This is a genomic window from Pseudomonas sp. DP-17, assembly GCF_022380625.1.
In the GTDB taxonomy this organism is placed as follows: domain Bacteria; phylum Pseudomonadota; class Gammaproteobacteria; order Pseudomonadales; family Pseudomonadaceae; genus Pseudomonas; species Pseudomonas nitroreducens_A.
This window is the reverse complement of the sequence record NZ_JAKSXG010000012.1, coordinates 162,619-187,906: the sequence shown is the minus strand read 5'-3', so window position 1 is coordinate 187,906 and position 25,288 is coordinate 162,619. Positions and strand designations below refer to the sequence as shown.

22 protein-coding genes are annotated in these 25,288 nt (G+C 65.5%); 15 read left to right on the top strand and 7 right to left on the bottom strand.

Annotated features, from left to right (window positions below; all coding sequences use genetic code 11):
- Together dnaB and alr are read left to right on the top strand one after the other, a co-directional pair.
- Positions 1-1,395 (top strand): replicative DNA helicase, encoded by a 1,395-nt coding sequence (gene dnaB / locus MJ122_RS19465; protein WP_017518272.1) that lies wholly within the window; start codon positions 1-3, stop codon positions 1,393-1,395.
- A 68-nt stretch (positions 1,396-1,463) separates the two neighbouring features.
- Entirely contained in the window at positions 1,464-2,540 is a 1,077-nt protein-coding gene (gene alr, locus MJ122_RS19460) for an alanine racemase (RefSeq protein WP_239745753.1), read from the top strand.
- Here the strand turns inward: alr and MJ122_RS19455 are convergent, their stop codons facing one another.
- On the bottom strand, positions 2,541-4,412 hold the full coding sequence (locus MJ122_RS19455; protein ID WP_239745752.1) for a GGDEF domain-containing protein: 1,872 nt from the start codon (positions 4,410-4,412) through the stop codon (positions 2,541-2,543).
- A 220-nt stretch (positions 4,413-4,632) separates the two neighbouring features.
- On the opposite strand from MJ122_RS19455, the gene MJ122_RS19450 reads away from it, so the two are divergent.
- Positions 4,633-6,882 carry a YgiQ family radical SAM protein gene (locus MJ122_RS19450; RefSeq protein WP_088416191.1) on the top strand — a complete coding sequence of 750 codons (2,250 nt, stop codon included), beginning with the start codon at positions 4,633-4,635 and terminating at the stop codon, positions 6,880-6,882.
- 36 nt (positions 6,883-6,918) lie between these two features.
- Here the strand turns inward: MJ122_RS19450 and MJ122_RS19445 are convergent, their stop codons facing one another.
- Positions 6,919-7,329 carry a bacteriohemerythrin gene (locus MJ122_RS19445; protein ID WP_239745751.1) on the bottom strand — a complete coding sequence of 137 codons (411 nt, stop codon included), beginning with the start codon at positions 7,327-7,329 and terminating at the stop codon, positions 6,919-6,921.
- Between the two features lie 177 nt (positions 7,330-7,506).
- On the opposite strand from MJ122_RS19445, the gene MJ122_RS19440 reads away from it, so the two are divergent.
- The 8 genes from MJ122_RS19440 to MJ122_RS19405 all read left to right on the top strand — a co-directional run bounded on the left by MJ122_RS19440 (position 7,507) and on the right by MJ122_RS19405 (position 16,626).
- On the top strand, positions 7,507-8,754 hold the full coding sequence (locus MJ122_RS19440; RefSeq protein ID WP_239745750.1) for a parallel beta-helix domain-containing protein: 1,248 nt from the start codon (positions 7,507-7,509) through the stop codon (positions 8,752-8,754).
- Positions 8,754-9,875, top strand: a complete 1,122-nt coding sequence (locus tag MJ122_RS19435; protein WP_239745848.1) for an SO2930 family diheme c-type cytochrome — start codon at positions 8,754-8,756, stop codon at positions 9,873-9,875. Before MJ122_RS19440 ends, MJ122_RS19435 begins: the two co-directional genes overlap by 1 nt.
- Before the next feature lie 110 nt (positions 9,876-9,985).
- Complete coding sequence (locus MJ122_RS19430) at positions 9,986-10,837, top strand: mechanosensitive ion channel family protein (RefSeq protein WP_088416195.1); 852 nt, start codon at positions 9,986-9,988, stop codon at positions 10,835-10,837.
- 249 nt (positions 10,838-11,086) lie between these two features.
- A complete protein-coding gene (pilV, locus tag MJ122_RS19425; protein ID WP_239745749.1) occupies positions 11,087-11,560 on the top strand; it encodes a type IV pilus modification protein PilV in 474 nt (157 codons plus the stop codon).
- Position 11,561: 1 nt separating this feature from the next.
- The gene (locus tag MJ122_RS19420) at positions 11,562-12,500 is read left to right on the top strand and encodes a PilW family protein (protein ID WP_239745748.1); all 939 of its coding nucleotides are present in this window, start codon (positions 11,562-11,564) and stop codon (positions 12,498-12,500) included.
- Positions 12,501-12,541: 41 nt separating this feature from the next.
- Complete coding sequence (locus MJ122_RS19415) at positions 12,542-12,970, top strand: PilX N-terminal domain-containing pilus assembly protein (protein WP_345772981.1); 429 nt, start codon at positions 12,542-12,544, stop codon at positions 12,968-12,970.
- Between the two features lie 17 nt (positions 12,971-12,987).
- Entirely contained in the window at positions 12,988-16,224 is a 3,237-nt protein-coding gene (locus tag MJ122_RS19410) for a PilC/PilY family type IV pilus protein (RefSeq protein WP_239745746.1), read from the top strand.
- Positions 16,225-16,626 carry a type IV pilin protein gene (locus tag MJ122_RS19405; RefSeq protein ID WP_088416200.1) on the top strand — a complete coding sequence of 134 codons (402 nt, stop codon included), beginning with the start codon at positions 16,225-16,227 and terminating at the stop codon, positions 16,624-16,626.
- Positions 16,627-16,632: 6 nt separating this feature from the next.
- Here the strand turns inward: MJ122_RS19405 and MJ122_RS19400 are convergent, their stop codons facing one another.
- Positions 16,633-17,220, bottom strand: a complete 588-nt coding sequence (locus MJ122_RS19400) for a TIGR00730 family Rossman fold protein (RefSeq protein ID WP_017518259.1) — start codon at positions 17,218-17,220, stop codon at positions 16,633-16,635.
- 364 nt (positions 17,221-17,584) lie between these two features.
- On the opposite strand from MJ122_RS19400, the gene azu reads away from it, so the two are divergent.
- Positions 17,585-18,031, top strand: coding sequence for an azurin (gene azu, locus MJ122_RS19395; protein WP_017518258.1), 447 nt, complete (start codon positions 17,585-17,587; stop codon positions 18,029-18,031).
- A 111-nt stretch (positions 18,032-18,142) separates the two neighbouring features.
- Positions 18,143-18,769 carry a hemolysin III family protein gene (locus MJ122_RS19390; RefSeq protein ID WP_017518257.1) on the top strand — a complete coding sequence of 209 codons (627 nt, stop codon included), beginning with the start codon at positions 18,143-18,145 and terminating at the stop codon, positions 18,767-18,769.
- Between the two features lie 49 nt (positions 18,770-18,818).
- Here the strand turns inward: MJ122_RS19390 and nadE are convergent, their stop codons facing one another.
- Genes nadE through MJ122_RS19375 form a run of 3 tightly spaced genes read right to left on the bottom strand, consistent with a single transcriptional unit; the run spans position 18,819 to position 21,526 of the window.
- Positions 18,819-19,646: an ammonia-dependent NAD(+) synthetase gene (gene nadE, locus MJ122_RS19385; RefSeq protein WP_239745745.1), complete on the bottom strand. Its 828-nt coding sequence runs from the start codon at positions 19,644-19,646 to the stop codon at positions 18,819-18,821.
- A 33-nt stretch (positions 19,647-19,679) separates the two neighbouring features.
- A complete protein-coding gene (gene pncB / locus MJ122_RS19380) occupies positions 19,680-20,876 on the bottom strand; it encodes a nicotinate phosphoribosyltransferase (RefSeq protein ID WP_239745744.1) in 1,197 nt (398 codons plus the stop codon).
- A gap of 2 nt (positions 20,877-20,878) precedes the next feature.
- Positions 20,879-21,526 (bottom strand): nicotinamidase, encoded by a 648-nt coding sequence (locus MJ122_RS19375; RefSeq protein WP_239745743.1) that lies wholly within the window; start codon positions 21,524-21,526, stop codon positions 20,879-20,881.
- Between the two features lie 167 nt (positions 21,527-21,693).
- Here MJ122_RS19375 and MJ122_RS19370 point away from each other — a divergent pair, with 167 nt between their 5' ends.
- The gene (locus MJ122_RS19370) at positions 21,694-22,386 is read left to right on the top strand and encodes an NUDIX domain-containing protein (RefSeq protein WP_239745742.1); all 693 of its coding nucleotides are present in this window, start codon (positions 21,694-21,696) and stop codon (positions 22,384-22,386) included.
- A gap of 208 nt (positions 22,387-22,594) precedes the next feature.
- Here the strand turns inward: MJ122_RS19370 and MJ122_RS19365 are convergent, their stop codons facing one another.
- Positions 22,595-23,488: a LysR family transcriptional regulator gene (locus tag MJ122_RS19365; protein ID WP_239745741.1), complete on the bottom strand. Its 894-nt coding sequence runs from the start codon at positions 23,486-23,488 to the stop codon at positions 22,595-22,597.
- 120 nt (positions 23,489-23,608) lie between these two features.
- On the opposite strand from MJ122_RS19365, the gene MJ122_RS19360 reads away from it, so the two are divergent.
- Positions 23,609-25,099: an aldehyde dehydrogenase family protein gene (locus MJ122_RS19360; RefSeq protein ID WP_275590744.1), complete on the top strand. Its 1,491-nt coding sequence runs from the start codon at positions 23,609-23,611 to the stop codon at positions 25,097-25,099.
- Positions 25,100-25,288: the final 189 nt, after the last annotated feature.

Below are 25,288 nucleotides of genomic sequence, written 5' to 3'. Positions count from 1 at the left end.
ATGAACGACATCACCATTCCCGAGCAATACGACCTGCAGACCGCTTCCCTCAAGGTGCCGCCGCACTCGATCGAAGCCGAGCAGGCAGTGCTGGGTGGCCTGATGCTCGACAACAACGCCTGGGAACGCGTCTCCGATGCCGTGTCCGATGGCGACTTCTATCGCCATGACCACCGCCTGATCTTCCGCGCCGTCTACAAGCTCGCCGAAGCCAACCAGCCGATCGACGTGGTGACCCTCTCCGAGCAGCTCGAGCGCGAAGGGCAACTGTCCCAGGTGGGCGGCCTTGCTTACCTCGCCGAGCTGGCGAAGAACACGCCCTCGGTGGCGAACATCAAGGCCTACGCGGGCATCATCCGCGAGCGCGCCACCTTGCGGCAGCTGATCGGCATCAGCAGCGACATCGCCGACAGCGCCTTCAACCCTGAAGGGCGCAGCGCCAACGAAGTGCTCGACGAAGCCGAGCGCAAGATCTTCGAGATCGCCGAAGCGCGTCCCAAGACCGGCGGGCCGGTGGGCATCGGCGACATCCTGGTCAAGACCATCGATCGCATCGACCACCTGTTCAACACCTCGGATGCGCTGACCGGTATCACCACCGGCTTCACCGACCTCGACGAGAAGACCAGCGGCCTGCAGCCGTCCGACCTGATCATCGTTGCCGGCCGTCCGTCGATGGGCAAGACCACCTTCGCCATGAACCTGGTGGAGAACGCCCTGATGCGCAGCGACAAGGCGATCCTGGTGTACTCCCTGGAGATGCCCTCCGACTCCATCGTGATGCGTATGCTCGCCTCGCTCGGGCGCATCGACCAGACCAAGGTGCGGACCGGCAAGCTGGACGACGAGGATTGGCCGCGCCTGACCTCGGCGGTGAACCTGCTCAGCGACCGCAAGCTGTTCATCGACGACACCGCCGGCATCTCGCCCTCGGAAATGCGCGCGCGGACCCGCCGCCTGGCCCGTGAGCACGGCGAAATCGGCTTGATCATGGTCGACTACCTGCAGCTGATGCAGATCCCCGGTTCCGCCGGCGACAACCGGACCAACGAGATTTCCGAGATTTCCCGCTCGCTCAAGGCCTTGGCGAAGGAGTTCAATTGCCCGGTGGTGGCGCTCTCCCAGCTCAACCGCTCGCTGGAGCAGCGCCCCAACAAGCGCCCGGTGAACTCCGACCTGCGCGAATCAGGTGCGATCGAGCAGGACGCCGACGTGATCATGTTCGTCTATCGCGACGAGGTGTATCACCCCGAAACCGAGTTCAAGGGCGTCGCCGAGATCATCCTCGGCAAGCAGCGTAACGGCCCCATCGGCACGGTGCGGGTGGCCTTCCTCGGCCGCTACAGCCGCTTCGAGAACCTCGCGCCGGGTATGTACAACTTCGAAGACGAGTGACGATGCCGCATTCCGCATGACCGACGGGCGCCTTAAGATAGGCGCCCGTTTTCTTTGCAGAGGCCGCCATGCGCCCGCTCGTCGCCCACGTCGATCTAACCGCCATTCGCCACAACTACGCCGTCGCCAAGCGCTGTGCGCCCGGCCGTGATGCCTTTGCGGTGGTCAAGGCGAACGCCTATGGGCATGGCGCGCGGGAGGTGGTGAGCTGCCTGCACGACGAGGCGGATGGCTTCGCAGTGGCCTGCCTGGAAGAAGCCGCCGAGGTGCGCGCCCTGCAGGCCGGCGCCCGTATCCTGCTGCTGGAAGGCTGCTTCGAGCCGGCGGAATACCTGATCGCCGCCCAGTTGCGCCTGGACGTGGCGGTGCAGGGCCCTGAGCAGGCCCAGGCGCTGCTCGCCGCCCAGTTGCCCAGTGCGCTCAATGTGTGGATGAAGCTGGACAGCGGCATGCACCGCCTGGGCTTCTCGCCCGAAGCACTACGCGACTGGCATTCGCGCCTTCGCCGGGCACCGCAGGTGGCCGAGCTGAACCTGATGAGTCACTTCGCCAACGCCGACCTGCGCGGCGACGAGCTGACCGAAGACCAGGTGGCCTGCTTCCTCAGCGTGCTGGACCTGGATTTCGACCTGCGCTCGCTGGCCAACTCCGCCGCCGTGCTGACCATTCCCGCCGCGCACATGGACTGGGTTCGCCCCGGTATCATGCTCTACGGCGCCACGCCCTTCTCTGACATCGGCGCCGCCGAGCTGGGCCTGCGCCCGGCCATGAGTCTGGAGGCGCAGCTGATCGCCGTGCGCGAGGTGGCGGTGGGGGAAAGTGTTGGTTACGGGGCAACCTGGGTGGCCGAGCGGCCTTCGCGCATCGGCACCGTGAGTTGCGGTTATGCCGATGGCTACCCGCGCCACGCGCCGAGTGGCACGCCGGTGCTGGTGGAGGGCCAGCGCACGGGGCTGGCCGGGCGCGTGTCGATGGACATGCTGGCGGTAGACCTGACCGACCTGCCCAATGCCGCAGTGGGTGACCGCGTTGAGCTGTGGGGCGCCAACCTGCCGGTGGACGAGGTGGCGGCCCACGCCGGGACCATTGGCTACGAGCTGTTGACCAAGGTCACCGCCCGCGTGCCGCGTCGCTACCGCAGCTGATCAGGCGCGGTCTTCGCTTTCCAGCCAGAGATCGCTGGTTTCCCCGGCGGCCTCGTTGATCTCGCTGGCCAGGGCATAGGCGGCCCGGCCGTTGCCTTTCACTTCGTAGAGTGCCTGGTCGGCGGCCTTGTAGAGCTTGCTGAACTGCATCGCGTGGCTGGGATAGATGGCGACGCCGATGCTGGGCGTAACGCGCAACTCCAGGTTGTCGAACTTCACCGGCCGCGACAGCTCGTTGAGGATGCGGCAAGCAATTTCCTTGGCGTGACCCTCGGCGTCGGGTCCGGAGATCAGCGCCGCGAACTCATCCCCGCCCAGGCGCGACACACAGTCGCTGCCGCGCACGCACTGGCGCAGGCGATTGCCGACGTTCTGCAGCATGAAGTCGCCGGCGTCGTGGCCGTGGCTGTCGTTGATCGGTTTGAAGTGGTCGAGGTCGATCAGCATCAGGGCCAGGGTCTCGCCGTTCTGCTGGGCATGGGCCAGAGCGAGCTCTGCGTGCTCTACCAGATAGCGGCGGTTCGGCAGGCCGGTCAGCGGGTCGTAGTGTGCGGCATGCTGCAGTTGCGCCTCGCGCTCGCGCAGCAGCTGATTGCTCTGGGTCAGTTCGGCGGTACGCTCGGCCACGGCTGTCGCCAGGTCCTGCTGGGCGCTTTGCATCAGGGTGAGGCGAGCGCTCTTCTCGCGGTCCGCCTGCTCCAGCGCCTGGGCGCGCTCGCGCTTGAGGCCCTGGATGCGAGAGGTGAGGGCAAAGGAGAAAAGCACCGATTCCATGGCCACGGCGATGGGGAAGATGTACGAGGTCAGCGGTGAGGGCTGCACCAGGCCTGTTGCGCGCATCACCGAGATGCTGACGCTGGTCAGCACCAGACCGAAGCCGAGCAGGTAGAGAAAGGCCGGGAACGAGCCCTGGCGCCAGCGCACCAGGGCGCCGCCCAGGGCGGCCGGCACGCCGATCAGGGTGATGGCCACCAGCATCCAGCCGGCCGCGCCGCGCAGGCCCAGGGCGCCTACGACAATGGTCAGCCCATACAGCACGCAGTTCAGGTTCAGCAGCCAGTGCGACCAGCGCACGTGGCGGCGGGTCTGCAGCAGGGTGATGGTGAAACGGTGCACGCACAGGCCCCAGAGCGAGGGCAGGGTGATGCGGTCGAGCCACCAGGGTACCGGGTGATCGGGCCAGAAGTACTCGAAGCCATGGCCGCTCATCCCTAAGCTGAACAGCAGCGCGCTGGCGGTGGTCAGCACGTACCAGAAGTACGCCGGGTCGCGCAGGGTCAGCAGGATGAACAGGTTGTACAGCAGCAGGGCGGCGATCAGGCCGTAGATGAAACCGAGGACCAGGCTGGTATCGGCGCGGTGGTCCTGCAGGTCGTCCAGCGACCAGATGCGCAGCGGGAAGGAGTTGCCGGCGGGATCGTAGACGCGGGCATACAGGCGCACAGGGCCGTTGCCTTCGGGCAGGTGGAAGATCGGGCGGCGGTAGTCGCGGTCGCGGCCCTGGGCGAAGGGAACGGCCTCGCCGGACAGCGTTTCCCGGTAGATGCCCTGTGCGTCGGGTACGTAGAGGCGCAGGTCCTTCAGATTGACCGCGTCCACCTCCAGCCACCAACCGCCGGGCGGGGTGGTGCGGCGGTCGAGGTCCAGGCGCAGCCACCAGCCGTGGGGGCTCTGGCCGACGCTGGTGCGGCCGTTGGCCGGGACGAAATCGCGGCTGGCCTGCACGGCTTCCAGCGACAGCGGGCCGTCACGTTCCTGCAGCAGTTCGAGGTGATCGTTGAGCCACGCGCCGCTGGCCTTGTCGTCCAGTTCGAAGGCGAGCGCCGTATGGCAGAACAGCAGGGTAAGCAACAGCACGAAGGCACGACGCACGACAGGCACTCCCTGGCCTGGGCGGGATGGCCAGGCGTACTGCGGATAGTGGCTGAAGTATAGCCAGATGATGGCATTGGCAATCTACCGCAGGCCGGTTAAATCATCGGCTGATCCCAGTTAAATCTGAGCTCGCTGGTCGGATTTGTACACTTTTTGTGCTATATTCCGCGCCCGCGTTTTTCCGCGATACCTACTTAGAGATACCCCGGTGCCCGTGATGCAAGCCGCCAAACCGCTGTTCGACTATCCCAAGTTCTGGGCCGAGTGTTTCGGCCCGGCGCCGTTCCTGCCCATGAGCAAGGAAGAGATGGATCAGTTGGGCTGGGATTCCTGCGACATCATCATCGTCACCGGGGATGCCTACGTCGACCATCCGTCGTTCGGCATGGCCATCATCGGCCGCCTGCTGGAAGCCCAGGGTTTCCGCGTGGGCATCATTGCCCAGCCGGACTGGCGCTCGAAGGACGACTTCATGAAGCTCGGCCAGCCGAACCTATTCTTCGGCGTGGCGGCGGGCAACATGGACTCGATGATCAACCGCTACACCGCGGACAAGAAAATCCGCAGCGATGACGCCTATACGCCCGGCGGCCTGGCGGGCAAGCGCCCGGACCGCGCCAGCCTGGTCTATAGCCAGCGCTGCAAGGAAGCCTACAGCGAGACGCCGGTGGTTCTCGGCGGCATCGAGGCTTCGCTGCGCCGTATCGCCCACTATGACTACTGGCAGGACAAGGTACGCCGCTCCATCCTGATGGACGCCACTGCCGATATCCTGCTGTACGGCAACGCCGAGCGCGCCGTGGTGGAGATCGCCCAGCGCCTGGCTGCTGGTGAGTCGGTCGAGCAGATCACCGACGTGCGCGGTACCGCCTTCGTGCGCCGCGACACTCCCGAAGGCTGGTTCGAGGTGGACTCCACCCGCATCGACCGCCCGGGCAAGGTCGACAAGATCATCAACCCCTACGTGAACACCCAGGACACCGCCGCCTGCGCCATCGAGCAGGACAAGGGCCCGCAGGACGACCCCAACGAAGCCAAGGTGGTGCAGCTGCTGCCGAGCCCGAAGCTGACCCGCGAGCGCACGGTGATCCGCCTGCCGTCCTTCGAGAAGGTACGCAACGACCCGGTGCTCTATGCCCACGCCAACCGCGTGCTGCACCTGGAGACCAATCCGGGCAATGCCCGCGCGCTGGTGCAGAAGCATGGCGAGGTGGACGTGTGGTTCAACCCGCCGCCCATCCCGATGAGCACCGAGGAAATGGACTACGTGTTCGGCATGCCCTATGCGCGCGTGCCGCACCCGGTGTACGGCAAGGAGAAGATCCCGGCCTACGAGATGATCCGTTTCTCGGTGAACATCATGCGTGGCTGCTTCGGTGGCTGCACCTTCTGCTCGATTACCGAGCACGAGGGGCGGATCATCCAGAACCGCTCCCACGAGTCGATCCTTGCCGAGATCGAGGAAATGAAGAAGGTGCCGGGCTTCACCGGCGTCGTCTCCGACCTGGGCGGGCCGACCGCCAACATGTACCGCATCGCCTGCAAGGACCCGGAGATCGAGCGTCACTGCCGCAAGCCGTCCTGCGTGTGGCCGGGTATCTGCGAGAACCTCAATACCGACCACTCCTCGCTCATCGAGCTGTACCGCAAGGCACGCGCCCTGCCGGGCGTGAAGAAGATCCTGATCGCCTCCGGCCTGCGCTACGACCTTGCCGTTCAGTCGCCCGAGTACGTCAAGGAGCTGGTCACGCACCACGTCGGCGGCTACCTGAAGATCGCCCCGGAGCACACCGAGGAAGGCCCGCTGTCGAAGATGATGAAGCCGGGCATCGGCACCTACGATGCCTTCAAGCGCATGTTCGAGAAGTTCTCCAAGGAGGCGGGCAAGGAGCAGTACCTGATCCCGTACTTCATCGCGGCGCACCCGGGCACCACCGACGAGGACATGATGAACCTCGCCCTGTGGCTCAAGCGCAACGGTTTCCGCGCGGACCAGGTGCAGGCGTTCTATCCCTCGCCCATGGCCAGCGCGACCGCCATGTACCACTCGGGCAAGAACCCGCTGCGCAAGGTCACCTACAAGAGCGACGGCGTGACCATCGTCAAGAGCGACCAGCAGCGCCGCCTGCACAAGGCCTTCCTGCGCTACCACGACCCGAAGGGCTGGCCGATGCTGCGCGAAGCGCTGGAGCGCATGGGCCGCGCGGACCTGATCGGCAACGGCAAGCACCACTTGATCCCGACCTACCAGCCGCAGACCGACGAGTACCAGAGCGCGCGCCGCAAGAATTCCACCCCGGCCGGCAGCAAGAAGACCGGCAAGCCGCTGCTGACCCAGCACACCGGCCTGCCGCCGCGCGCCAGCAATGGCTCCAAGCCGTGGAACAAGGCCGAGGAAGGCAAGGCCACCGGCTACGCCAAGGGCAAGAAGCGCACCACCAAGCGGCAGCCGAACATCCCGCGCTGATCCGTCTGCTCTGTGCTGTGAAAAAAGGCGTGGTCGCTAAGCGGTCACGCCTTTTTGCTGGAAGAAGCTCACGTAGGCCTTGTCCACCTTCAGGATGTGGTGGATCAGCCAGGCCTTGAGCAGCTCCAGTGCTTCGACCGAGACCACCTCGCCAGCCTCGTGACGGTACAGCAGGTCGATGATCTGACGGTTGAAGCGGTCGTGCTCGGCCCGGTGCGCTTCTTCCTCCGGATAGCCCAGGCGCTGGAACAGCACCTCCTCGACGATGAAGTGATTCATCGTGTACTCCACCAGTTGCTCCAGCAGTTCGCCGATGGGCTGGCCCTCGCCATCCGCGCCGTCGAGGCTGTCGTACAGTGCGTTGGTGAGGTCGACCAGCCAGCGGTGCTGCTGGTCGATCCGCTCGATTCCGATGACGAACTCTTCGTTCCAGGGCATGAAGCTCATCCGTGCACTCCTTGGGTTGGATGCGCAGATCATCCCGATCCGCCATCGGGCAGCCGTGACGTCAATCAATCAAAGTGTGAAGTGTCTGAAGGACTAGCGTGGCGCGGGGTGTAGGAGTATTCTCCGGCTAAACTGGTACCATCGTTCCATGTCATAAGAACAAGACCGGAGCCTGCCATGCGTCTCGCAACCCTCTCCCTTCTCGCCTTCTCCATTGCCCTGGCCGCCTGCGGCGAAGGCGACAAGCATACCGCCGCCGTCAGCAGCGACTTCCAGAAGGACTTGCAGGCCCGCCTGATCAGGGCCAAGGCCGGCGATGTGATCGACATTCCCGCCGGCACCTACCACCTGGACCGCAGCCTCAGCCTGAAGGTAGACGGCGTGACCCTCCGCGGCGCCGGGATGGACAAGACCATCCTCAGCTTCAAGAACCAGAAGGCCGGCGCCGAAGGGCTGTTCGTCGACGCCTCCGACTTCACCGTCGAGAACCTCGCCATCGAGGACACCAAGGGCGACGGCCTGAAGGTCTTCGGCGGCAAGAACATCGTCATCCGCAACATCCGCACCGAGTGGACCAATGGCGCCTCCACGGAAAACGGCGGCTACGGCATCTACCCGGTGCAGACCGAGAACACCCTGCTCGAGGGCAACGTCGCCATCGGCGCCTCCGACTCGGGCATCTATGTCGGCCAGTCGCGCAACGTGGTGGTGCGCAACAACCGCGCCGAGCGCAACGTCGCCGGCATCGAGATCGAGAACACCATCGGCGCCGACGTCTACAACAACGTCGCCACCGACAACACTGGCGGCATCCTCGTCTTCAACATGCCCAACCTGCCGCAGCCGGGGCGCGGCACCCGCGTCTTCGACAACGACGTGCAGGGCAACAACCACGAGAACTTCGGCCACAAGGGCACCCCGGTGGCCAGCGTGCCGGCGGGCTCTGGCGTGGTGGTGAACTCCAACGACGACGTGGAAATCTTCAACAACAGGATCGGCAACCACAAGACCGCCAACGTCATCGTCAGCAGCTACTTCAGCACCGGCTATTCGGACAAGGCGACCCAGCCCAATTTCGACCCCTACCCCGAGGGCATCTTCATCCACGGCAACACCTTCGGCCCCGGTGGCGACAGCCCCGACCACCTGGAGCTCAAGGCGCTGAAGATCGCCAAGTTCGGCCTCAACGGCCGCCTGCCGGACATCCTCTGGGACGGCTACTTCAACGACAAGAAACTGGTCGACGGCAAGCTCCCCGAAGCGTTGGCCATCTGCATCGACAACGGCAACGCCGGCATCGTCAACGTCGACGGCCCCAACGGCTACAAGAACATCAGTACCGACATCAGCTCGCACCAGTGCAAGCTCAAGCCGCTGCCGAAGATCGAACAGGCCGGCCTGGGCGAGAAGGGCAACAAGGCATGATGAAACCCGCTTCGTTCCTGTTGTCGCTCGCCCTGACCACTTTGGTGGCCGGGTGCGGGCAGGAGAGCAAGCCGCGTTATCAGCCCGAAGGCGACGACTACCCGGAAAAGCTCAGCGGCTGGGGCATGCTGCACCTCGCGGGCGGCCACCTGGCGCCGACCGCCGAGGTGCTGCCCTACGACCTGAATACCTCGCTGTTCACCGACTACGCGCACAAGCTGCGCACCGTGTGGATGCCCGAAGGGCAGTCGGCGCAATACGCCGAGGAGCGCTTCGACTACCCCGTCGGCACTGTGCTGACCAAGACCTTCTATTACCCCAAGGACGCCCAGGGCAACCTGCTGCAGAATAGCCAGGACGACCGTGACCCGAAGGCCGGGCTCGACATGGCCAAGGTCCATCTGGTGGAAACCCGCGTACTGGTTCGGCAGAAAGACGGCTGGGCGGCGCTGCCCTACGTGTGGAATGCCGATCAGAGCGAAGCGACCCTGGAGCTTGCCGGCGACAGCCCGGCACTGGAGTTGACCGCCGAGGACGGCAGGAAGACCGCCTTCACCTACATGGTGCCGGACGCCAACCAGTGCTCCGAATGCCACGCCGAGCAGAAGGGCGGCGGCATCGCTCCGCTGGGGCCCAAGGCGCGGCACCTGAACAAGGACTTCGCCTACGCAGGTGGCAGCGAGAACCAGCTGCAGCACTGGCAGTCACGCGGTTTCCTCCAGGGGCTGCCGGCGCTGGCGCAGGTGCCGCAGAATGCGCTATGGGGCCATCCTCGCCCCGACGAGGACCTGGAGAAGCAGGCCCGCAGCTACCTCGACGCCAACTGCTCGCACTGTCATAACCCCAAAGGCGCGGCGCGCACTTCGGGCCTGCACCTCGACCCGCACACGCCGGTCTCCATCGCCTACGGCCTCTGCAAACCACCGGTGGCGGCGGGCGGCGGCACCGGCGGGCGGCTGGAAGACATCCACCCCGGCAGCCCGGAGAAGTCAGTCCTCAGCTACCGAGTCGGCAGCGACAAGCCGGGCGACATGATGCCCGAGCTGGGCCGCACCCTGGTGCACCGCGAGGGGCTGGAACTGCTCAACCTCTGGATCGCCTCGCTGCCCGGCGACTGCTAGTGGAATGAGGCCTGGAGCCCGCCAGGGCTCTGGGCTGCGTGCTGCGACGAGCAAACCGCTGGGGCCGTGCTAGCGTTCATCTGGTCCCTTTCTCTCGCAGGTGCGCTTCCATGGAAGATACGAACATCATCAATGTGGGTACGGAGAAGATCAACGCACTGTGGGCGACGGTTTCGCAGTACGCGCTCGCATTCGGTGTGAAGATCCTCGTCGCCATTCTTTTCTGGGTCCTGGGCCGCTGGTTGATCGGCTTCGCCGTTGGCATGGTGGAAAGGGCCCTGGCCAGGCAGAGCGTCGACCCGACGGTGCTGCGCTATGTCGGCTCCTTCATCACCGTCACCCTGAACATCCTCCTGGTCGTCGGTATCCTCGGCTATTTCGGCGTGCAGACCACCAGCCTCGCCGCGCTGATCGCCGCCATCGGCCTCGCCATCGGCATGGCCTGGTCCGGCCTGCTGGCGAACCTTGCGGCCGGCGGCTTCATCATCGTGCTGCGGCCATTCAAGGTCGGTGATTTCATCACTGCCGGCGGCGTTACCGGCACCGTGAAGGAGATCGGCCTGTTCGTCACCGCCATCAACACTCCGGACAACGTCCTGACCCTGGTGGGCAACAACAAGATCTTCAGTGACACCATCCAGAACTACACCCACAACCCCTACCGCCGCGTGGAGCTCAAGGCGCAACTGTCCGGCGCCGCTGATTGGCAGGCCGCCGCCGCCGTGCTCAAGCAGCGCATCGCCGCCATCCCCAACGTGCTGAGCGAACCGCCGGTGGACGTGGAAATCCTCGAGTTCAATCTGGTGGGACCGGTGCTCGCCGTACGTCCGTATTGCCACAACGACGCCTACTGGCAGGTCTACTTCGACACCAACCGCACCATCAAGGAAGCCCTGGGCACCGACTTCCCGGCACCGATGCCGGCACAGACGGTGATCGTCCAGCAGTCGGCGAACGGCTGACGGTCTTCGTGTTCCTGCAAAGGCCACCGTGAGGTGGCCTTTTCTTTTTCCGCTGTAATTTTTTGCGGGGACTGATGGCACGGGAGCACCGACAGGTAGGCCAGTACATCGGACGCCGTCCTAGATGCACGCCCGATCTTGTTCGGCGTGCGGACTTTTCCCTTCGATCTCCCAGCCAATGTCTGGCTGACCGCGCTGCGTTGCGCCTTGCAACCTTGAGGCTCATTCCTCAGCAGCGAGGCGACGAGCATGGATGGCGGCAAGCGGAGCGAAGGTTTCACCCTGGTGGAGGTGCTGGTCTCGGTGCTCGTGCTCGGCATTGGCGTGCTGGGGCTGGCGGGGTTGCAGCGTGTCGGCATCAGTGCCGGCTATAGTGCGCTGCAGCGTTCCCAGGCGTCCTGGCTGGCCGGCGAGATGGCCGACCTGCTGCGCGCCAATCCGGAGGCGGCCCGTTCCGGCGCCTACGATACGAGCTTCGCCGATGTGGCCGGCGGCTGCCCCAGGCCCACGGGTTCGACGCGTGCCCAACTCGACCTCAACCAGTGGCAGGCCGATGTGTGCGAGACGCTCGGCGGAACGGGCAGCGGCTCCGTGCAGGTGATCCGCAGCGGCAATCTGTACAGCGCGCTGATCGCCGTGCGCTGGAATGACCGGCGGGCCCGTGATCGTCTGGGGACGACAGGCGACGCCGAGGAGACCTTCGCCTACCGGGCGGGGTTCTGACATGCGCCAGCGCGGGCTGTCGCTGGTCGAACTGCTGATTGCCATGGCCCTGGGTTTGCTGCTTCTGGCGGGCGTGATCCAGGTCGTCCTCAGCAGCAAGCGCAGCTATCAGAACAGCGTCGCGTTGGCCGAGCTGCAGGAAAACGGCCGCTTCGCGTTGGAAGCCATTGCGCAGGACCTGCGCCATGCCGGTTTCACCGGTGCCTGCCCTGCTGGTCTGGTCAATGCCTCGGGCACCGATAACGCCCGGTATGCCTTGGAAAAGTCGGCAATTGAAGGATACGGTGCGGGAATGCCGGCGGTGGTCTGGATGCCCAGCGGGCGCCTGGCGAACACCGATGCAGTGCTGCTGCGCTCTGCGGCCGAGCCCATTCTCGCAGCCCGTTCGATCACCGCGAACCGGCTGCTGCTCACGTCGTCCACTGCGGTCGCCGGCGCTTTCTATCTGCTCAGCGATCAGCAGTCCTGCCTGCTGCTGCGCAATGCCGGCAATGCTTTGAGCCTGATCGCGGATCGCCCGCTGGAGCACTTCCTGGCGCCGGCGACGCGGGTTTATCCCTACCGCTTCGCCATCTACTGGATCGGACGGGGAGAGTCCGGAACGCCGGGGTTGTTCGTCACCGATAACAGCGAAACCACGGACAAGGTGCAGACCAGCGAACTGGTGACCGGTGTCGCGGGAATGAGCCTGCGCTACGGCGTGGCCGGGATGGATAGCACGGTGGTGGCGACCTACAAGGCCGCGCGCGAAATGACCGCCGAGGAATGGCGCCAGGTGCGGACGGTGCGCGTCAACCTGCTGCTGCAGAGCCAGACCCGCGACGTCGACGAGGCTCCGAATTCAATGGTTTTCGATGGTCGCAGCCTCGCGCCGGACGCGGATCGCCGGCTGCGGCTGGTGATGGGTAGCACTATCGCCCTGCGCAACCTGCCGCCATGAGCTGGAGCCCGTCGATACCTCGTCGATCCGAGTGCGGGGCAGTGCTGCTGGTCTCGCTGGTCATGCTGTTGCTGCTCACGCTGATCGGCCTGGCGGGCATGCGCATGGTGCAACTGGAGGAGCGCATGGCCGGTAACCTGCGTGACCGACAGATGGCTTTCCAGGCGGCGGAAGCCGCGCTGCGTGCAGGTGAGCAAGCTGCGCTGGAGATTCATCGGCAGAACCATCACGAGGCTGCTGCCTATAGCCGCGACGGTCAGGTGAGCGGCTTTTCGGACAGCGCAGCGAAGCCGGTCTACCAGCTGCGCTTCCTGCGCTGGCTGGCCAGTGAAGGACTGGAAGTCGGCAAGGGCGGGGCGGCTAATGGCGTGGCCATCGAGGTACGCGCGACGGGGTTTGGCGCACGTCGCCAGCCATCGGGGGAAGCGGTGTCCAGCGTGCGGCTGAACAGCATTTTTTTCATTCGTTAGCAGGCAGGGAGGTAGCCGTGAGATTGACGAGAATCTGTTTCCTGATTCTGGGCCTCACCCTGTCGGGAGCACCGTTGGCGGCGCCGGTCAGCCAGGTCCCGCTGGAGATCGCCAGCGGTGCGCCGGGCAACCTGCTTTTGCTGCCGTCCTCGGCCCATGCGGCGACGGCGGCGCCTGCCAATCCGGGCGCTGTCTATATTACCGGCGATCGGTACTTCGGCTATTTCGACTCGGACAAGTGCTACACCTACCGCGACGCGGCGGCGGAGATGGAGCGCTACTTCCAGCCCATCGGCCCGGCCCTGGTCCACGGCTGCCGACAAGCCTGGAGCGGCAACTTCCTCAATTGGGCCACGGCGCAGGCCATCGATGTCTATCGCGCCGTGCTGGCCGGTGGCGACCGCTTCATCGACAGCGCCGGGCTGACGGTGTTGCAGAAGGGGCTGAGTACGCAGCGCGACGGTGTCTTCCCGGATCGAAGCCTGCCACGCGATAGCGTTGGGGGCGCCACGCCATTGTCGGGCATGCCGCTGCATCTGCGGGTGGAGGGCGAAGCGCGGAGCCTGTTGTTGAGTCGCAGCCCGGACTTTCCCGGTGAGCCGCAGGAATTTATACCCGGCGAACCGTTGTTACCCGGCGCGACCTATCGACTCGCGGTACGCGTGCAGGCCTGCGCGGCAGGCCAGCTGGAACGCAACTGCCAGCGCTACGGCTCGAGCCATAAGCCCGAAGGGTTGTTGCAGCACTACGCCGGACGCCTGCGCTACAGCATCTTCGGTCGCGCCGATGAGGGCGGAGGCGCCGTGGTGCGCACGCCGCAGAAATTCATTGGTCCGTGGCTGGATGACGGGCGGGATAACCCGTTGAAGGAGTGGTCGGCGCAGACCGGCGTTTTCACTGACCGGCAGGTGGGGGTGGTCGCCTTCCTCAATCGTTTTGACGACGCCGGATCGCGGCCTTCTGATGATGTGGGCGAGCTGTTGCATGCCGCCACGCGCTTCCTGCGTCATCAGGGGGATCACGCGGACCCGCTCACCTACGCCTGCCAGCGTAACGCCATGCTGGGGATTGGCGGTGCGGGGGACGGGGAGGCTGGCGCGAGCCTGCTGCGCCTTGGCGATCCGGAGCTGGCGCGGGCAACACAGCAGGTCGCGGCCATGCAGGGTGGCGCGGGTTCCGCCGCTGCACTCGCGCTGGCGGGGCTCGCCTACGATGCCCATGTACGAGACCTGCGCACTGACCTTCCCGGCCGGCAGAGCGCCTCCACCTTCTGGCTGGCGGCCACCCACGAGGCAGCCGGGCAGGGCAGCGCCCTATGGCTGGCGGCCCAGTACGGCGGTTTCGCTGTTCCGCCCCGCTATTCCTTCACACGTACCGCACCGTTGCCTGAAAGCTGGTGGAAGGGGCCGGATGGTGGGCCGGCCAAACTGCTGAAGCTCACCGAGCCTGACAAGCTACGGGACGCGTTGAGCCCGGCATTCGCCCATGCGGCCAACGATGAGCAGAGGAGCATCGGCAACTTCAGCGCAGGCCCGCAGACCGGCGAGTGGTTCAGTACCCGGCTGGAGGGGCGGCGCTGGAGCGGCGACCTGCTGCTCTTGCGTGACGGTGAGCGTCAGCCGTTGTGGTCTGCTGCGCAGCAGCTGGACGAGCTGAGCGAGGCGAAAGTGGCGGGGCGAAACATCCTCACCGTGCGGCCCGCCACTGCTGGGACGGATGGATCGCTCATCGCGCGGGCAGGCATGCCCTTCGCCTGGAGCGCCCTGGATGACGAACAGCGCCTAAGGCTGGGGAGCGAGCAGGGTGAGTCGCTGGTGGACTACCTGCGCGGTTCGCGCCTGCAGGAGCGGCGCGAGCCCGGCAGTGCGTTGCCGTTCCGCCGGCGAGCCAGCCGGCTGGGCGATATCGTGGGTTCGCGGCCAGCCTATTCCTGGCACGACGCGCAGCCTTACGCTGAGCTGCCCAGTTCGCTGGGCGACCGCTACCGGGAGTTCCTTGCCAGTGAGCTCTACCGGCAGCGTGCGCCGCTGGTGGCGGTGGGCGCCAACGATGGCATGCTGCACGGCTTCGACGCGCGCGACGGACGCGAGTTGTTCGCCTACGTACCGGCGGCTGTGCTCGGTCATCTTCGCGAGCTGGCCGATCCGGACTATGCCCATCGCTACTACGTCGATGGCTCGCCAACGGTGGGCAATGCCTGGATCTCCGGGCAGTGGCGCACCCTGCTGGTGGGCGGCACCGGGGCGGGCGGCAACAGCCTGTTTGCGCTGGATATCAGCGATCCTGAGCGCGTGCAGCCGGGCAGCGTACTTTGGGAGTTCAGCCATCCCGACCTCGGCTACACGCTGGGGCGGCCAGCACTCATGGCCCTGAGTTCGGGCCGGTTCGTGGTGGCGGTTTCCTCGGGGGCCAGGGATCCGGAAAGCCGCGGCGGGTACATCTGGCTGCTCGATGCGGCGGATGGTCATGTGCTCAAGCGCGTCCACCTGCCCGAGGCCGGCGACCTGGGGCCGGTGACGGCGATCAGCAGCAGGGGCGATGTGACTGCCAACCGCCTCTATGTGGGTGACAGCCTCGGGAATCTCTGGCGTGTGGATCTGGCTGGCGAAGAGGGCGGCGACTCGGCAATTCCACCTTCCCTGGCCGGCAAGCCGCTCTTCCGGGCGCTGACGCCGGACGGCAGCCCGCAGGCGATCAGTGCGCCGGTGGCGGCCGCGCTGGACGGTGGTGGACGGGTGCGCGTGCTGTTTGGCAGCGGTCGATTCTACCGTGTGGGTGACGAAGAACCCTCGGCGAAGAGCGAAAGCCTGTACGGAGTGCTCGACGGTGGGCAGGCGATCGCCGGGCGGTCGGATCTACGCCCGGTGTCTTCCAAAATCGACACGGGTGACGCGCATGGCTGGTACCTGGACCTGCCGGCGGATGGCACACGCGCGGTGGAACCGCCGCAGATTCGTGAAGGGAAATTCGTGCTGTTCAACCTGATCGCCCCCGGAAACGACCCTTGCAGCGATCCGCTGACTCACGCATCGCTCGTGCTGGATCTTCGCAGTGGAGAGCGGCTGGTGGGGAGCCTGCCGGGCAGTGATGCGGCAGGCGACGATGCGGCGCATCAGTCCAGCGGCGCGCTGCTCCAGGCCGGTCCGGACGGTGAATGGAAAATCCTCGGCGTCGATGCGGAAGGCCGCCCGCTGGGCCAGAAAATCAATCTGCCTCGCGACGTCGGGCGCAAGGCCTGGTGGGAGTCTCGCTGAATGAAATCGATGAGCCGGTGGGCTGGCGGCGTCACGCTCGTGGAGCTGCTGGTCTGCCTTGCGCTGGTCGGCATCCTGCTGGGCGTGGCGCTACCGGCGTATCGGGAGCACATCCGGCGGGTGCACCGGGTGGATGCGCAGAAAGCCCTGGTGGAGCTGGCGCAATCTCTGGAGCGCTTCTACACCAGCCGCGGCACCTATGTTGGCGCTACGCTGCCATTCGACCGCTCGCCACGGGACGCCGGGAGGGCGTACTACCGGCTGGGTTTTGCCAGCGGCCCTGACGCATCGGGTTATGTCCTGCAGGCAGAACCTCTCGGTGCGATGACGGAAGATGCCTGCGGGGTGCTGACACTGGCCGACAGCGGGCTCCGTGGTGCGGCCACGGAGCGTTGCTGGTAGGCGGCGTCAGGTCGGCGTGCGATCCACCCACTTGGGCGCGGCCAGGGGTTTCCAGGCGGCCAGGGCGCCGACCAGTTCGGCAGGCGAGTCGGCGCGCTGCAGCATGTCGCGGTGTGGCTGGCGCACGAAGCGCTCCTGCACCAGGTGGTCGAGGAAGGTCAGCAGCGGATCGAAGAAGCCGTTCACTTCCAGCAGGCCCAGCGGCTTGGCGTGGTAGCCCAGTTGGCCCCAGGTCCAGACCTCGAACAACTCTTCCAGAGTGCCGAGGCCGCCCGGCAAGGCGATGAAGGCGTCGCTCAGCTCGGCCATGCGGGCTTTGCGTGCGTGCATGCCGTCCACCACTTCCAGGCGCGTCAGGCCGCTGTGGCCGACCTCGGCGTCTTTCAGGCTCTGCGGAATGATGCCAATGACTTCGCCGCCGGCCGCCAGCGCGGCATTGGCGACCATGCCCATCAGACCCACGGCGCCGCCGCCGTAGACCAGCTGGATGCCGCTCTCGGCGAGGTGGCGGCCGAGGGCTTCGGCGGTTTCCTGGTAGATCGGGGAGGCGCCGGGGCTGGCGCCGCAGAATACGCAGATGGAACGCAAGGTCATGGAGCTGTCCTCTTTCAGCAGGCCGTCAGGTTACCGGCTGCGAGAGGAGCAACCAAGCCGATTTCAGTCGTGCTGGCAGCCGCCTGCGGAGGCGAGTGCGTAACAAGCGAGCAGGTCCTGTAACCATGGGCTTTGTAACAGCGCAAGACGGTGCATGGCGCAAACTCCTGTTGAGCCTGGGTGAGACGTCTATGCTAGGCGGGGTGCGCTGTTCTGCCTCGTTGATCCTGCTGATCGACCTGATAGACAGTTCGAAGCTTGGTTCGTGGCCGAAGGCCATTGATGCAGATCAGGGGAACCCCGATCGCCTTCGGGCAGTCTTCCCCTTCAGGATTCTCCGCCCAACCTGCCTAGGAGGCATGTCATGTTCCGTAAACTCGCCGCTGTATCCCTGCTTGGCCTGTTCAGTGCCCCGCTGCTGGCCGCCGAATGCTCCGTGGACATCCAGGGCAACGACCAGATGCAGTTCAGCACCAACGCCATCACCGTCGACAAGAGCTGCAAGACCTTCACCGTGAACCTGTCCCACCCGGGCAGCCTGCCGAAGAACGTCATGGGCCATAACTGGGTCCTGACCACCGCCGCCGACATGCAGGGCGTGGTGACCGACGGCATGGCCGCAGGCCTGGACAAGAACTACGTGAAAGAAGGCGACACCCGCGTCATCGCCCACACCAAGATCATCGGTTCCGGCGAGAAGGACTCGGTGACCTTCGATGTGTCCAAGCTCAAGGCCGGTGATGAATACGCCTTCTTCTGCTCCTTCCCGGGCCACTCGGCCATGATGAAGGGCACCCTGGCCGTGAAGTGATCCCGCTTTCGTTCGAAAGTGCGTGATCCGAAAAGCCCGACCCATGGTCGGGCTTTTTATTTCCTCAAATGGCGCTAGGGTGTCCATGGTTGAAATCCTGACGGGGGACCCATGTACCACGGTGAACGCTTCAACGCCTGGACCCACCTGGTTGGCGCCGTGCTGGCGCTGGTGGGCGGCATCTGGCTGCTGGTCGCCACCAGCCTGGTGGGCGAGCCGCTGCGCATCGTCAGTGTGGCGGTGTATGGCACGACGCTGACTCTGCTCTACAGTATTTCGACGCTCTATCACAGCGTGCGAGGGCGGGCGAAGATCATCCTGCGCAAGCTCGACCACCTGTCGATCTACCTGCTGATCGCGGGGAGCTACACGCCCTTCTGCCTGGTCACGCTCAAGGGAGCCTGGGGCTGGACGCTGTTCGGCATCGTCTGGTCGATGGCGGTGATCGGCATGTTGCAGGAGATCAAGCCGCGCTCCGAGGCGCGGGTGCTGTCGATCATCATCTACGCGGTGATGGGCTGGATCGTGCTGATCGCAGTCGGGCCGCTGTACCGCGCACTGGGCGGCGCGGGCTTCGCCTGGCTGGTGGGCGGTGGCGCCTTCTACACCATCGGCATCATCTTCTTCGCCTACGACAGCCGCTTCCGCCATTGGCACGGCATCTGGCACCTGTTCGTGATCGCCGGCAGCCTGCTGCACTTCATCGCCATCTGGCGCTACGTCATTCCCCAGCACTGAACCTTGAGCCGTTGGCGCGGGAGTTTTCCGTGCCAACGGCTTTCGGGGCTTATGGCGCGATGGGCAGTGCGCGCTTGTGGTGGGTCTTCTCGAAGGTGCGGACGATGATGTCGAAGGCTTCCTGGCCGACGTCCTGACCGTGCAGGAAGGCATCGATTTCCCTGTAGGTCACGCCGTGGGCGTGTTCGTCCGGCTTGCCGGGGGCGAGGTCCTCGAGGTCGGCGGTCGGCACTTTCTCCACCAGGTTTTCCGGCGCGCCCAGGCTGCGGGCGATGCTGCGTACCTGGTTCTTCACCAGGCCGCTGAGCGGGGCGAGGTCGCAGGCGCCGTCGCCGAATTTGGTGAAGAAACCCATGACCGCCTCGGCGGCGTGATCGGTGCCGACCACCAGGCCGGCACGGGCGTTGGCGATGGTGTACTGGGCGACCATGCGGATGCGCGCCTTGGTATTGCCCAGGGCGAAGTCGCGGGTGGCCGGTGCCAGACCTTCCAGCGCCTGGGTCTGCGCGGCCAGCGCCTGAACCGACGGACCGATGTTGACGGTATGGCGCTCGTCCGGGGCGATCACGTCCACCGAGTCCTGGGCGTCCTGTTCATCGCCTTGCACGTTGTAGGGCAGGCGCACGGCGAGGAAGCGGTAGTCCGGGTTGCCGGTCTCGGCGCGCAGGCCCTCCACGGCGCGTTGGCAGAGCATGCCGGCGGTGAGCGAGTCGACGCCGCCGCTGATGCCCAGCACCAGGGTCTTCATGCCGGAGTTCTTCAGGCAGTCCTGGATGAAGCGGATGCGGCGCTGGATCTCGGCCTGCAGCTCGGCGTCGGACTGGAAGGGCGGCTGTACATTGAGTTCTCTGGCGATGGCGGCCTGTCTGTCTTTCATCGGATGGGCTCCTGTCGGTGCGGAATGGGATGGCTACGCCACCTTGAATACGTGGCGCAGGTAGGCGACGAAGTTCTCGTCGCGGCATTGGGTCTTGCCCGGGGTGTCGGAAATCTTCGCCACGGGGTGGCCGTTGCAGGCCGTCATCTTGAGCACGATGTTCATTGGTTCCACCCCGGGGATGTCGCAGGTCAGGTTGGTGCCAATGCCGAAACTGACGTTGATCTTGCCACGCAATGCGCGGAAGAGCTGCAACGCCTTGGGCATGTCGAGGCCGTCGGAGAACACCAGGGTCTTGGTCATCGGGTCGATTCCCAGGCGGCGGTAGTGGGCGATGGCCTTCTCGGCCCAGACCAGCGGATCGCCCGAATCGTGGCGCAGGCCATCGAAGAGCTTGGCGAAGTACAGATCGAAGTCGCTCAGGAAGGCGTCCATGGTAATGCAGTCGGTCAGCGCGATGCCCAGTTGGCCGCGGTATTCGCGCACCCAGCAGTCCAGCGCGGCGATCTGGCTGTCGATCAGCCGCGGGCCGAGCTGCTGGTGCGCCATCAGCCATTCGTGGGCCATGGTGCCGATGGGTTTCACGTCGAACTCGCGGGCCAGGTGTACGTTACTGCTGCCGACGAAGCGGCCGGGGAAGTCGCGCTTGAGGATATGCACGACTTCTTCCTGGGTGCGGTAGGAGAAGCGCCGGCGGGTGCCGAAGTCAGCCACCTGGAACTCCTTCAGCTCCTCCTCGCTGGCGTTGCGGGTGAGCCAGTCGAGCTTGCGGTAGAGCTGCTCGCCGACCTGCTCCAGCACCACCTCGCGATAGCGGTAGCGGTTGCGCACCTCGCTGACGATGGCCAGCAGCGGCACCTCGAAGAGGATCACATGCAGCCACGGCCCGCGCAGGCGGATGGCCAACTGGCCATCCTCGATACTGGTGTGCACGTAGCGCAGGTTGAAGCGGAACAGGCTCAGGAAACGGATGAAGTCCGGCTTGATGAACGGGATGCGCTCGAGAAAGGCGAGCTGGTCCGGGGTGGCCTCCAGCTCGGCCAGGCGTTCGATCTGGTAGCGGATTTCCGCCAGGTACGGGGTCAGGTCCTCAGCGTTGCGGCAGCGGAATTCCCACTCCACTTCTGCGTTGGGGTAGTTGTGCAGCACCGCCTGCATCATCGTAAGCTTGTAGAAGTCGGTGTCCAGCAGGTTCTGCACGATGCGCTCGGCAAAGACGCTCTCGGCCATGATCAATTCTCCCTGATGCCCATGAGGGCTTCGTCCAGTTCGTTCTCGTCCGCGCAGAGGAGGACCCCGGCGCTGCGCATTTCGTTGCACGCTATCTTCGCGGTTTCCTCCGCGATGGCGCGGCAGGCCGGCAGGTACAGCAGCACCTGGAAACCGGCGCGGCGCAGTTGCAGCGCGGTGGTCTTCACGCAGTAGTCCAGCGCCAGGCCGCCGATCAGCACGTGGCTGACCGCATTCTGCCGCAGGTATTCGATCACGCCCGTGCTGCGCCGTTCAGCCAGATCGTGGTAGCAGGCGCCGTAGGGGTGCAGGTCCGGCTCCACGCCCTTCCAGATGAAGAAGTCGTAGTCCATCGGCCTGGGCAGTTCGTCCAGCAGCTCGAAGCCCGGCGTGCCCGGCACGCAGTGGCTGACCCAGGTGAGGTCGGCATCGGGCAGGCTGAGCGGTTGCAGCATCTGTGCCGGCTCGTTCACCACCCAGGGGGCGGTAGGGCTGTGGGCGTCCTTGCTCCCCAGGCGCAGGCTGGCGTGCTCTGCCATCAAATTCAGCGCGGCGCCGATGGCATCGCCGCCCGGCACCGGCAGTTCGTCGGGGCAGAGCGGGGTGAAACTCTTCTGGGCGTCTACATCGAAACTGGCGATCAGGTTCATGGAAGCCTCCGCTTGACCGTTGGTGGCCTGTCGTGGCTACATAATTCACGACGTGAAATAAGTCGTCAAGCAGAAAGATGAAAAATTTCCAAAGGTGGAAGATGCTTTCTGTACATGGTGAAATAAGTCACAGGGCTTTCCGGCGAGGACGCCTGTAAGGAGCATCAATGAGTACCGCTGAAGTGCTGGCCACCGTGGATATCGTGGCGCTGCGCCTGAACCCCGAGCGTGGGCTTGAATTGCTGCTGATCCGTCGCGCCCAGGCGCCGTTCGAGGGGCAGTGGGCGCTGCCCGGCATACTGATCAACGGCCGCTGCGCCGATCATGGCCTGGACGATGCGGCCCTGCGCGCGCTGCGCGAGAAGGCGCGGGTGGAGCCGGCTTACATGGAACAGGTGGCGACCGTGGGCAACGCGGTGCGCGATCCGCGTGGCTGGTCGCTGAGCGTGTTCTATCTGGTACTGGTGGCTCCGCAGACCGGGCTTGCCGCCGACGACCTGGATTTCGTGCCGCTGGATGCCGTGCGCGGCGAGCGCTTCGCCTTGCCCTTCGACCACACCCAGTTGGTGCAGCAGGCCTGCGAACGGTTGGCGGGCAAGTCGGTTTACAGCGCCCTGCCGCTTCACCTGCTGCCCGAGCGCTTCACCGTGGCGGAGGCGCTGAAGGCCTTCGAGTGGTCCATCGGCGAGGAAATCCAGCACTCCAGCCTGCGCGGAAGGCTGGAGCGGATGAAGACGGCGGGCTGGGTGGAAGACACTGGCGAGCGCCATCAGCCACCGATGGGGCGACCGCAGCATGTGCTGCGCTTTACCCCGCGGGGGGATGGGGCGTTCGTGTTTGATCGGAGTTTGTTGGTTTAGGTGTTTTCGGAGGAGGTCGCCGCTGGGCGTTCCCTCTCCCTGACCCTCTCCCTGAAGGGAGAGGGGACTGACTTGGCACAAGGGGGATTTTACGAAGTTAGATGGAAACACCAGAGTAATAAGCGCTACCGATGGCTGCGGTGGCACGAAAACTCCCTCTTCCTTCAGGGAGAGGGCTGGGGAGAGGGCGTTCCCGGTCACACGAAAATCACCCCTCCACCCGCTCCCCGATCCACTCCACGAACGCCCGAACCTTGGGCACCGCCGCCGCGTGCTCGGGGTACGCCAGGTAGTAGCCGCTGCGGCTCTGCAGGCCGTGGTCCCAGGCGATCACCAGCTTGCCCTCGTTCAGCTCCTCTTCCACCAGGAAACGCGGCAGCAGCGCCACGCCGCAGCCGGCTTGCGCTGCGCGGATGCACATGTAGAAGGTGTCGAAGCGCGGCCCGTGGTAGCTGTGCTCGCTGTGTCGGCCGAGGCTCAGGAACCATTCGTGCCAGGCTTCCTGGCGCGTGGCGTTCTGCAACAGCACCAGGTCAGCCAGTTGGGTCGGGTCGTTCAGCGGTTGCGCCGGCAGGATCGCCGGTGAGCACACCGGCACCATCTCCTCGCCGAACAGCGCCACGCATTCCGCGCCGGGCAGGGTGCCGGCGCCGAAGAAGAACGCGATGTCGCAGCGCGATTGCAGCAGGTCGCCCGGTTCCAGTTCCTGGCGCAGGTCGAGGTGGATGTTCGGGTGGCGGTGGCGCCAGCCGTTCAGCCGCGGGATCAGCCAGCGCGCGCCGAAGGTCGGCGGGGTCGCCACGCGCAGGACCTCGGTTTCGCCGCCGTAGGACAGCAGGTAGTGGGTGGACATCTCCACCTGGGTGAGGATCTTGCGCACTTCCACCAGGTACAGGTCGCCCGCCGGGGTCAGCTGCAGGCGGCGGCGTACACGGCGGAACAGCAGGTGCTGGAGCATTTCCTCCAGTTGCGCCACCTGCTTGCTGACGGCGCTCTGGGTCAGGTTCAGCTCCTCGGAGGCGCGGGTGAAACTCAGGTGCCGCGCCACCGCTTCGAAGCATTGCAGGGCGGTCATGGACGGCAGGTGGCGTTTGCTCAGCATGGCAGGCAGTTCATGAATTTACGGAATGATGTGCATAGGAAACGTCGTTTGTTGTGCCTCGGCAAGCCGTTTATTACTGCTGGCATTCCAATGGGTTATCGCAATGACACAGGAGTCCGCATGATTTCCGCACTGCTCGAATCCCTCGGCGTCGATTCTCGCCTGGCCACCGGTGGCGATCAGGTCGTCCACTCTCCCATCGATGGCAGCCGCCTGGGCGCAGTGCGCCTGGAAAGCGCCGCCGAGGTGGAACAGAAGATCGGCCGCGCCGCGCACGCCTTCGACGCCTGGCGCAAGGTGCCGGCGCCGCGCCGTGGCGAACTGGTGCGGCTGTTCGGCGAGGAGCTGCGGGCGAGCAAGGCGGCGCTGGGCGAATTGGTGTCCTGGGAAGCCGGCAAGATCACCCAGGAAGGCCTGGGCGAAGTCCAGGAAATGATCGACATCTGCGACTTCGCCGTCGGATTGTCGCGCCAGCTCTACGGCCTGACCATCGCCTCCGAGCGTCCCGGCCACCACATGCGCGAGACCTGGCATCCGCTGGGCGTGGTCGGCGTGATCAGCGCCTTCAACTTCCCGGTTGCGGTGTGGTCGTGGAACACCGCGCTGGCGCTGGTCTGCGGCAACTCGGTGGTGTGGAAACCGTCGGAGAAGACCCCGCTCACCGCGTTGGCCTGCCAGGCGTTGTTCGAGCGTGCGCTGAAGAAATTCGGCGATGCGCCGGACTACCTCAGCCAAGTGGTGATCGGCGATCGCAGTGCCGGCGAAGCGCTGGTGGACGACGCGCGCGTCGCGCTGGTCAGCGCCACCGGCAGCACCCGCATGGGGCGTGAAGTCGGCCCGCGTGTGGCGGCCCGTTTCGGTCGCAGCATCCTCGAGCTGGGCGGCAATAACGCAATGATCCTCACGCCCAGCGCCGATCTCGACATGGCCGTGCGCGCCGTGCTGTTCAGTGCCGTCGGAACCGCCGGGCAGCGCTGCACCACGCTGCGCCGGCTGATCGCCCACGAGTCGGTGAAGGACGAGTTCGTCAGCCGCCTGAAGACCGCCTATGCCAAGGTGCGCATCGGCCACCCGCTGGAAGGCAACCTGGTCGGCCCGCTGATCGACGAGCGCAGCTTCCTGGCCATGCAGGGCGCGCTGGAGCAGGCGCGCGGCGAGGGCGGCGTGGTGTTCGGCGGCGAGCGCCAGCTGGCCGACAAATTCCCAGAGGCCTATTACGTGTCGCCGGCCATCGTCGAGATGCCCGAGCAGAGCGACGTGGTGCGCAGCGAGACCTTCGCCCCGATCCTCTACGTGGTGCCCTACAAGGACTTCAACGACGCTGTAGCGCTGAACAACGGCGTGCCGCAGGGGCTGTCCTCGTGCATCTTCACCACCGACCTGCGGGAGGCGGAAGCCTTCATTTCGGCGGTGGGCAGTGATTGCGGCATCGCCAACGTCAACATCGGCCCCAGCGGCGCGGAGATCGGCGGCGCCTTCGGCGGCGAGAAGGAAACCGGCGGTGGCCGCGAATCCGGTTCCGACGCCTGGAAGGGCTACATGCGCCGGCAGACCAACACCGTGAACTACTCGCGGGAACTGCCGCTGGCCCAGGGCATAGTCTTCGACTGAGGCTGCGATGTGGGGCCCTTCCGCTGGATTTCGGTGCCATGCGCATCCCTCTCCCCGCCCTCTCCCTGAAGGAGAGGGCGCTGACCGTGCCGGCTGACATTCTGGTTTCGGTTTGCGACGCACCAGTCCCTCTCCCTTCAGGGAGAGGGTTAGGGAGAGGGAGAGGGAGCCGCAGGTACCGGGTTTCCC

Coding starts and splice junctions, on each gene's coding strand:
- dnaB (WP_017518272.1), top strand. CDS start 1: ATGAACGACATCACCATTCCCGAGCAATACGACCTGCAGACCGCTTCC.
- MJ122_RS19445 (WP_239745751.1), bottom strand. CDS start 7,329: ATGAGCTTCATGCCCTGGAACGAAGAGTTCGTCATCGGAATCGAGCGG.
- MJ122_RS19360 (WP_275590744.1), top strand. CDS start 23,609: ATGATTTCCGCACTGCTCGAATCCCTCGGCGTCGATTCTCGCCTGGCC.
- MJ122_RS19400 (WP_017518259.1), bottom strand. CDS start 17,220: ATGACCTTGCGTTCCATCTGCGTATTCTGCGGCGCCAGCCCCGGCGCC.
- MJ122_RS19375 (WP_239745743.1), bottom strand. CDS start 21,526: ATGAACCTGATCGCCAGTTTCGATGTAGACGCCCAGAAGAGTTTCACC.
- alr (WP_239745753.1), top strand. CDS start 1,464: ATGCGCCCGCTCGTCGCCCACGTCGATCTAACCGCCATTCGCCACAAC.
- MJ122_RS19365 (WP_239745741.1), bottom strand. CDS start 23,488: ATGCTGAGCAAACGCCACCTGCCGTCCATGACCGCCCTGCAATGCTTC.
- MJ122_RS19390 (WP_017518257.1), top strand. CDS start 18,143: ATGTACCACGGTGAACGCTTCAACGCCTGGACCCACCTGGTTGGCGCC.
- MJ122_RS19430 (WP_088416195.1), top strand. CDS start 9,986: ATGGAAGATACGAACATCATCAATGTGGGTACGGAGAAGATCAACGCA.
- MJ122_RS19435 (WP_239745848.1), top strand. CDS start 8,754: ATGAAACCCGCTTCGTTCCTGTTGTCGCTCGCCCTGACCACTTTGGTG.
- pilV (WP_239745749.1), top strand. CDS start 11,087: ATGGATGGCGGCAAGCGGAGCGAAGGTTTCACCCTGGTGGAGGTGCTG.
- MJ122_RS19440 (WP_239745750.1), top strand. CDS start 7,507: ATGCGTCTCGCAACCCTCTCCCTTCTCGCCTTCTCCATTGCCCTGGCC.
- MJ122_RS19405 (WP_088416200.1), top strand. CDS start 16,225: ATGAAATCGATGAGCCGGTGGGCTGGCGGCGTCACGCTCGTGGAGCTG.
- nadE (WP_239745745.1), bottom strand. CDS start 19,646: ATGAAAGACAGACAGGCCGCCATCGCCAGAGAACTCAATGTACAGCCG.
- MJ122_RS19450 (WP_088416191.1), top strand. CDS start 4,633: ATGCAAGCCGCCAAACCGCTGTTCGACTATCCCAAGTTCTGGGCCGAG.
- MJ122_RS19370 (WP_239745742.1), top strand. CDS start 21,694: ATGAGTACCGCTGAAGTGCTGGCCACCGTGGATATCGTGGCGCTGCGC.
- azu (WP_017518258.1), top strand. CDS start 17,585: ATGTTCCGTAAACTCGCCGCTGTATCCCTGCTTGGCCTGTTCAGTGCC.
- MJ122_RS19420 (WP_239745748.1), top strand. CDS start 11,562: ATGCGCCAGCGCGGGCTGTCGCTGGTCGAACTGCTGATTGCCATGGCC.
- pncB (WP_239745744.1), bottom strand. CDS start 20,876: ATGGCCGAGAGCGTCTTTGCCGAGCGCATCGTGCAGAACCTGCTGGAC.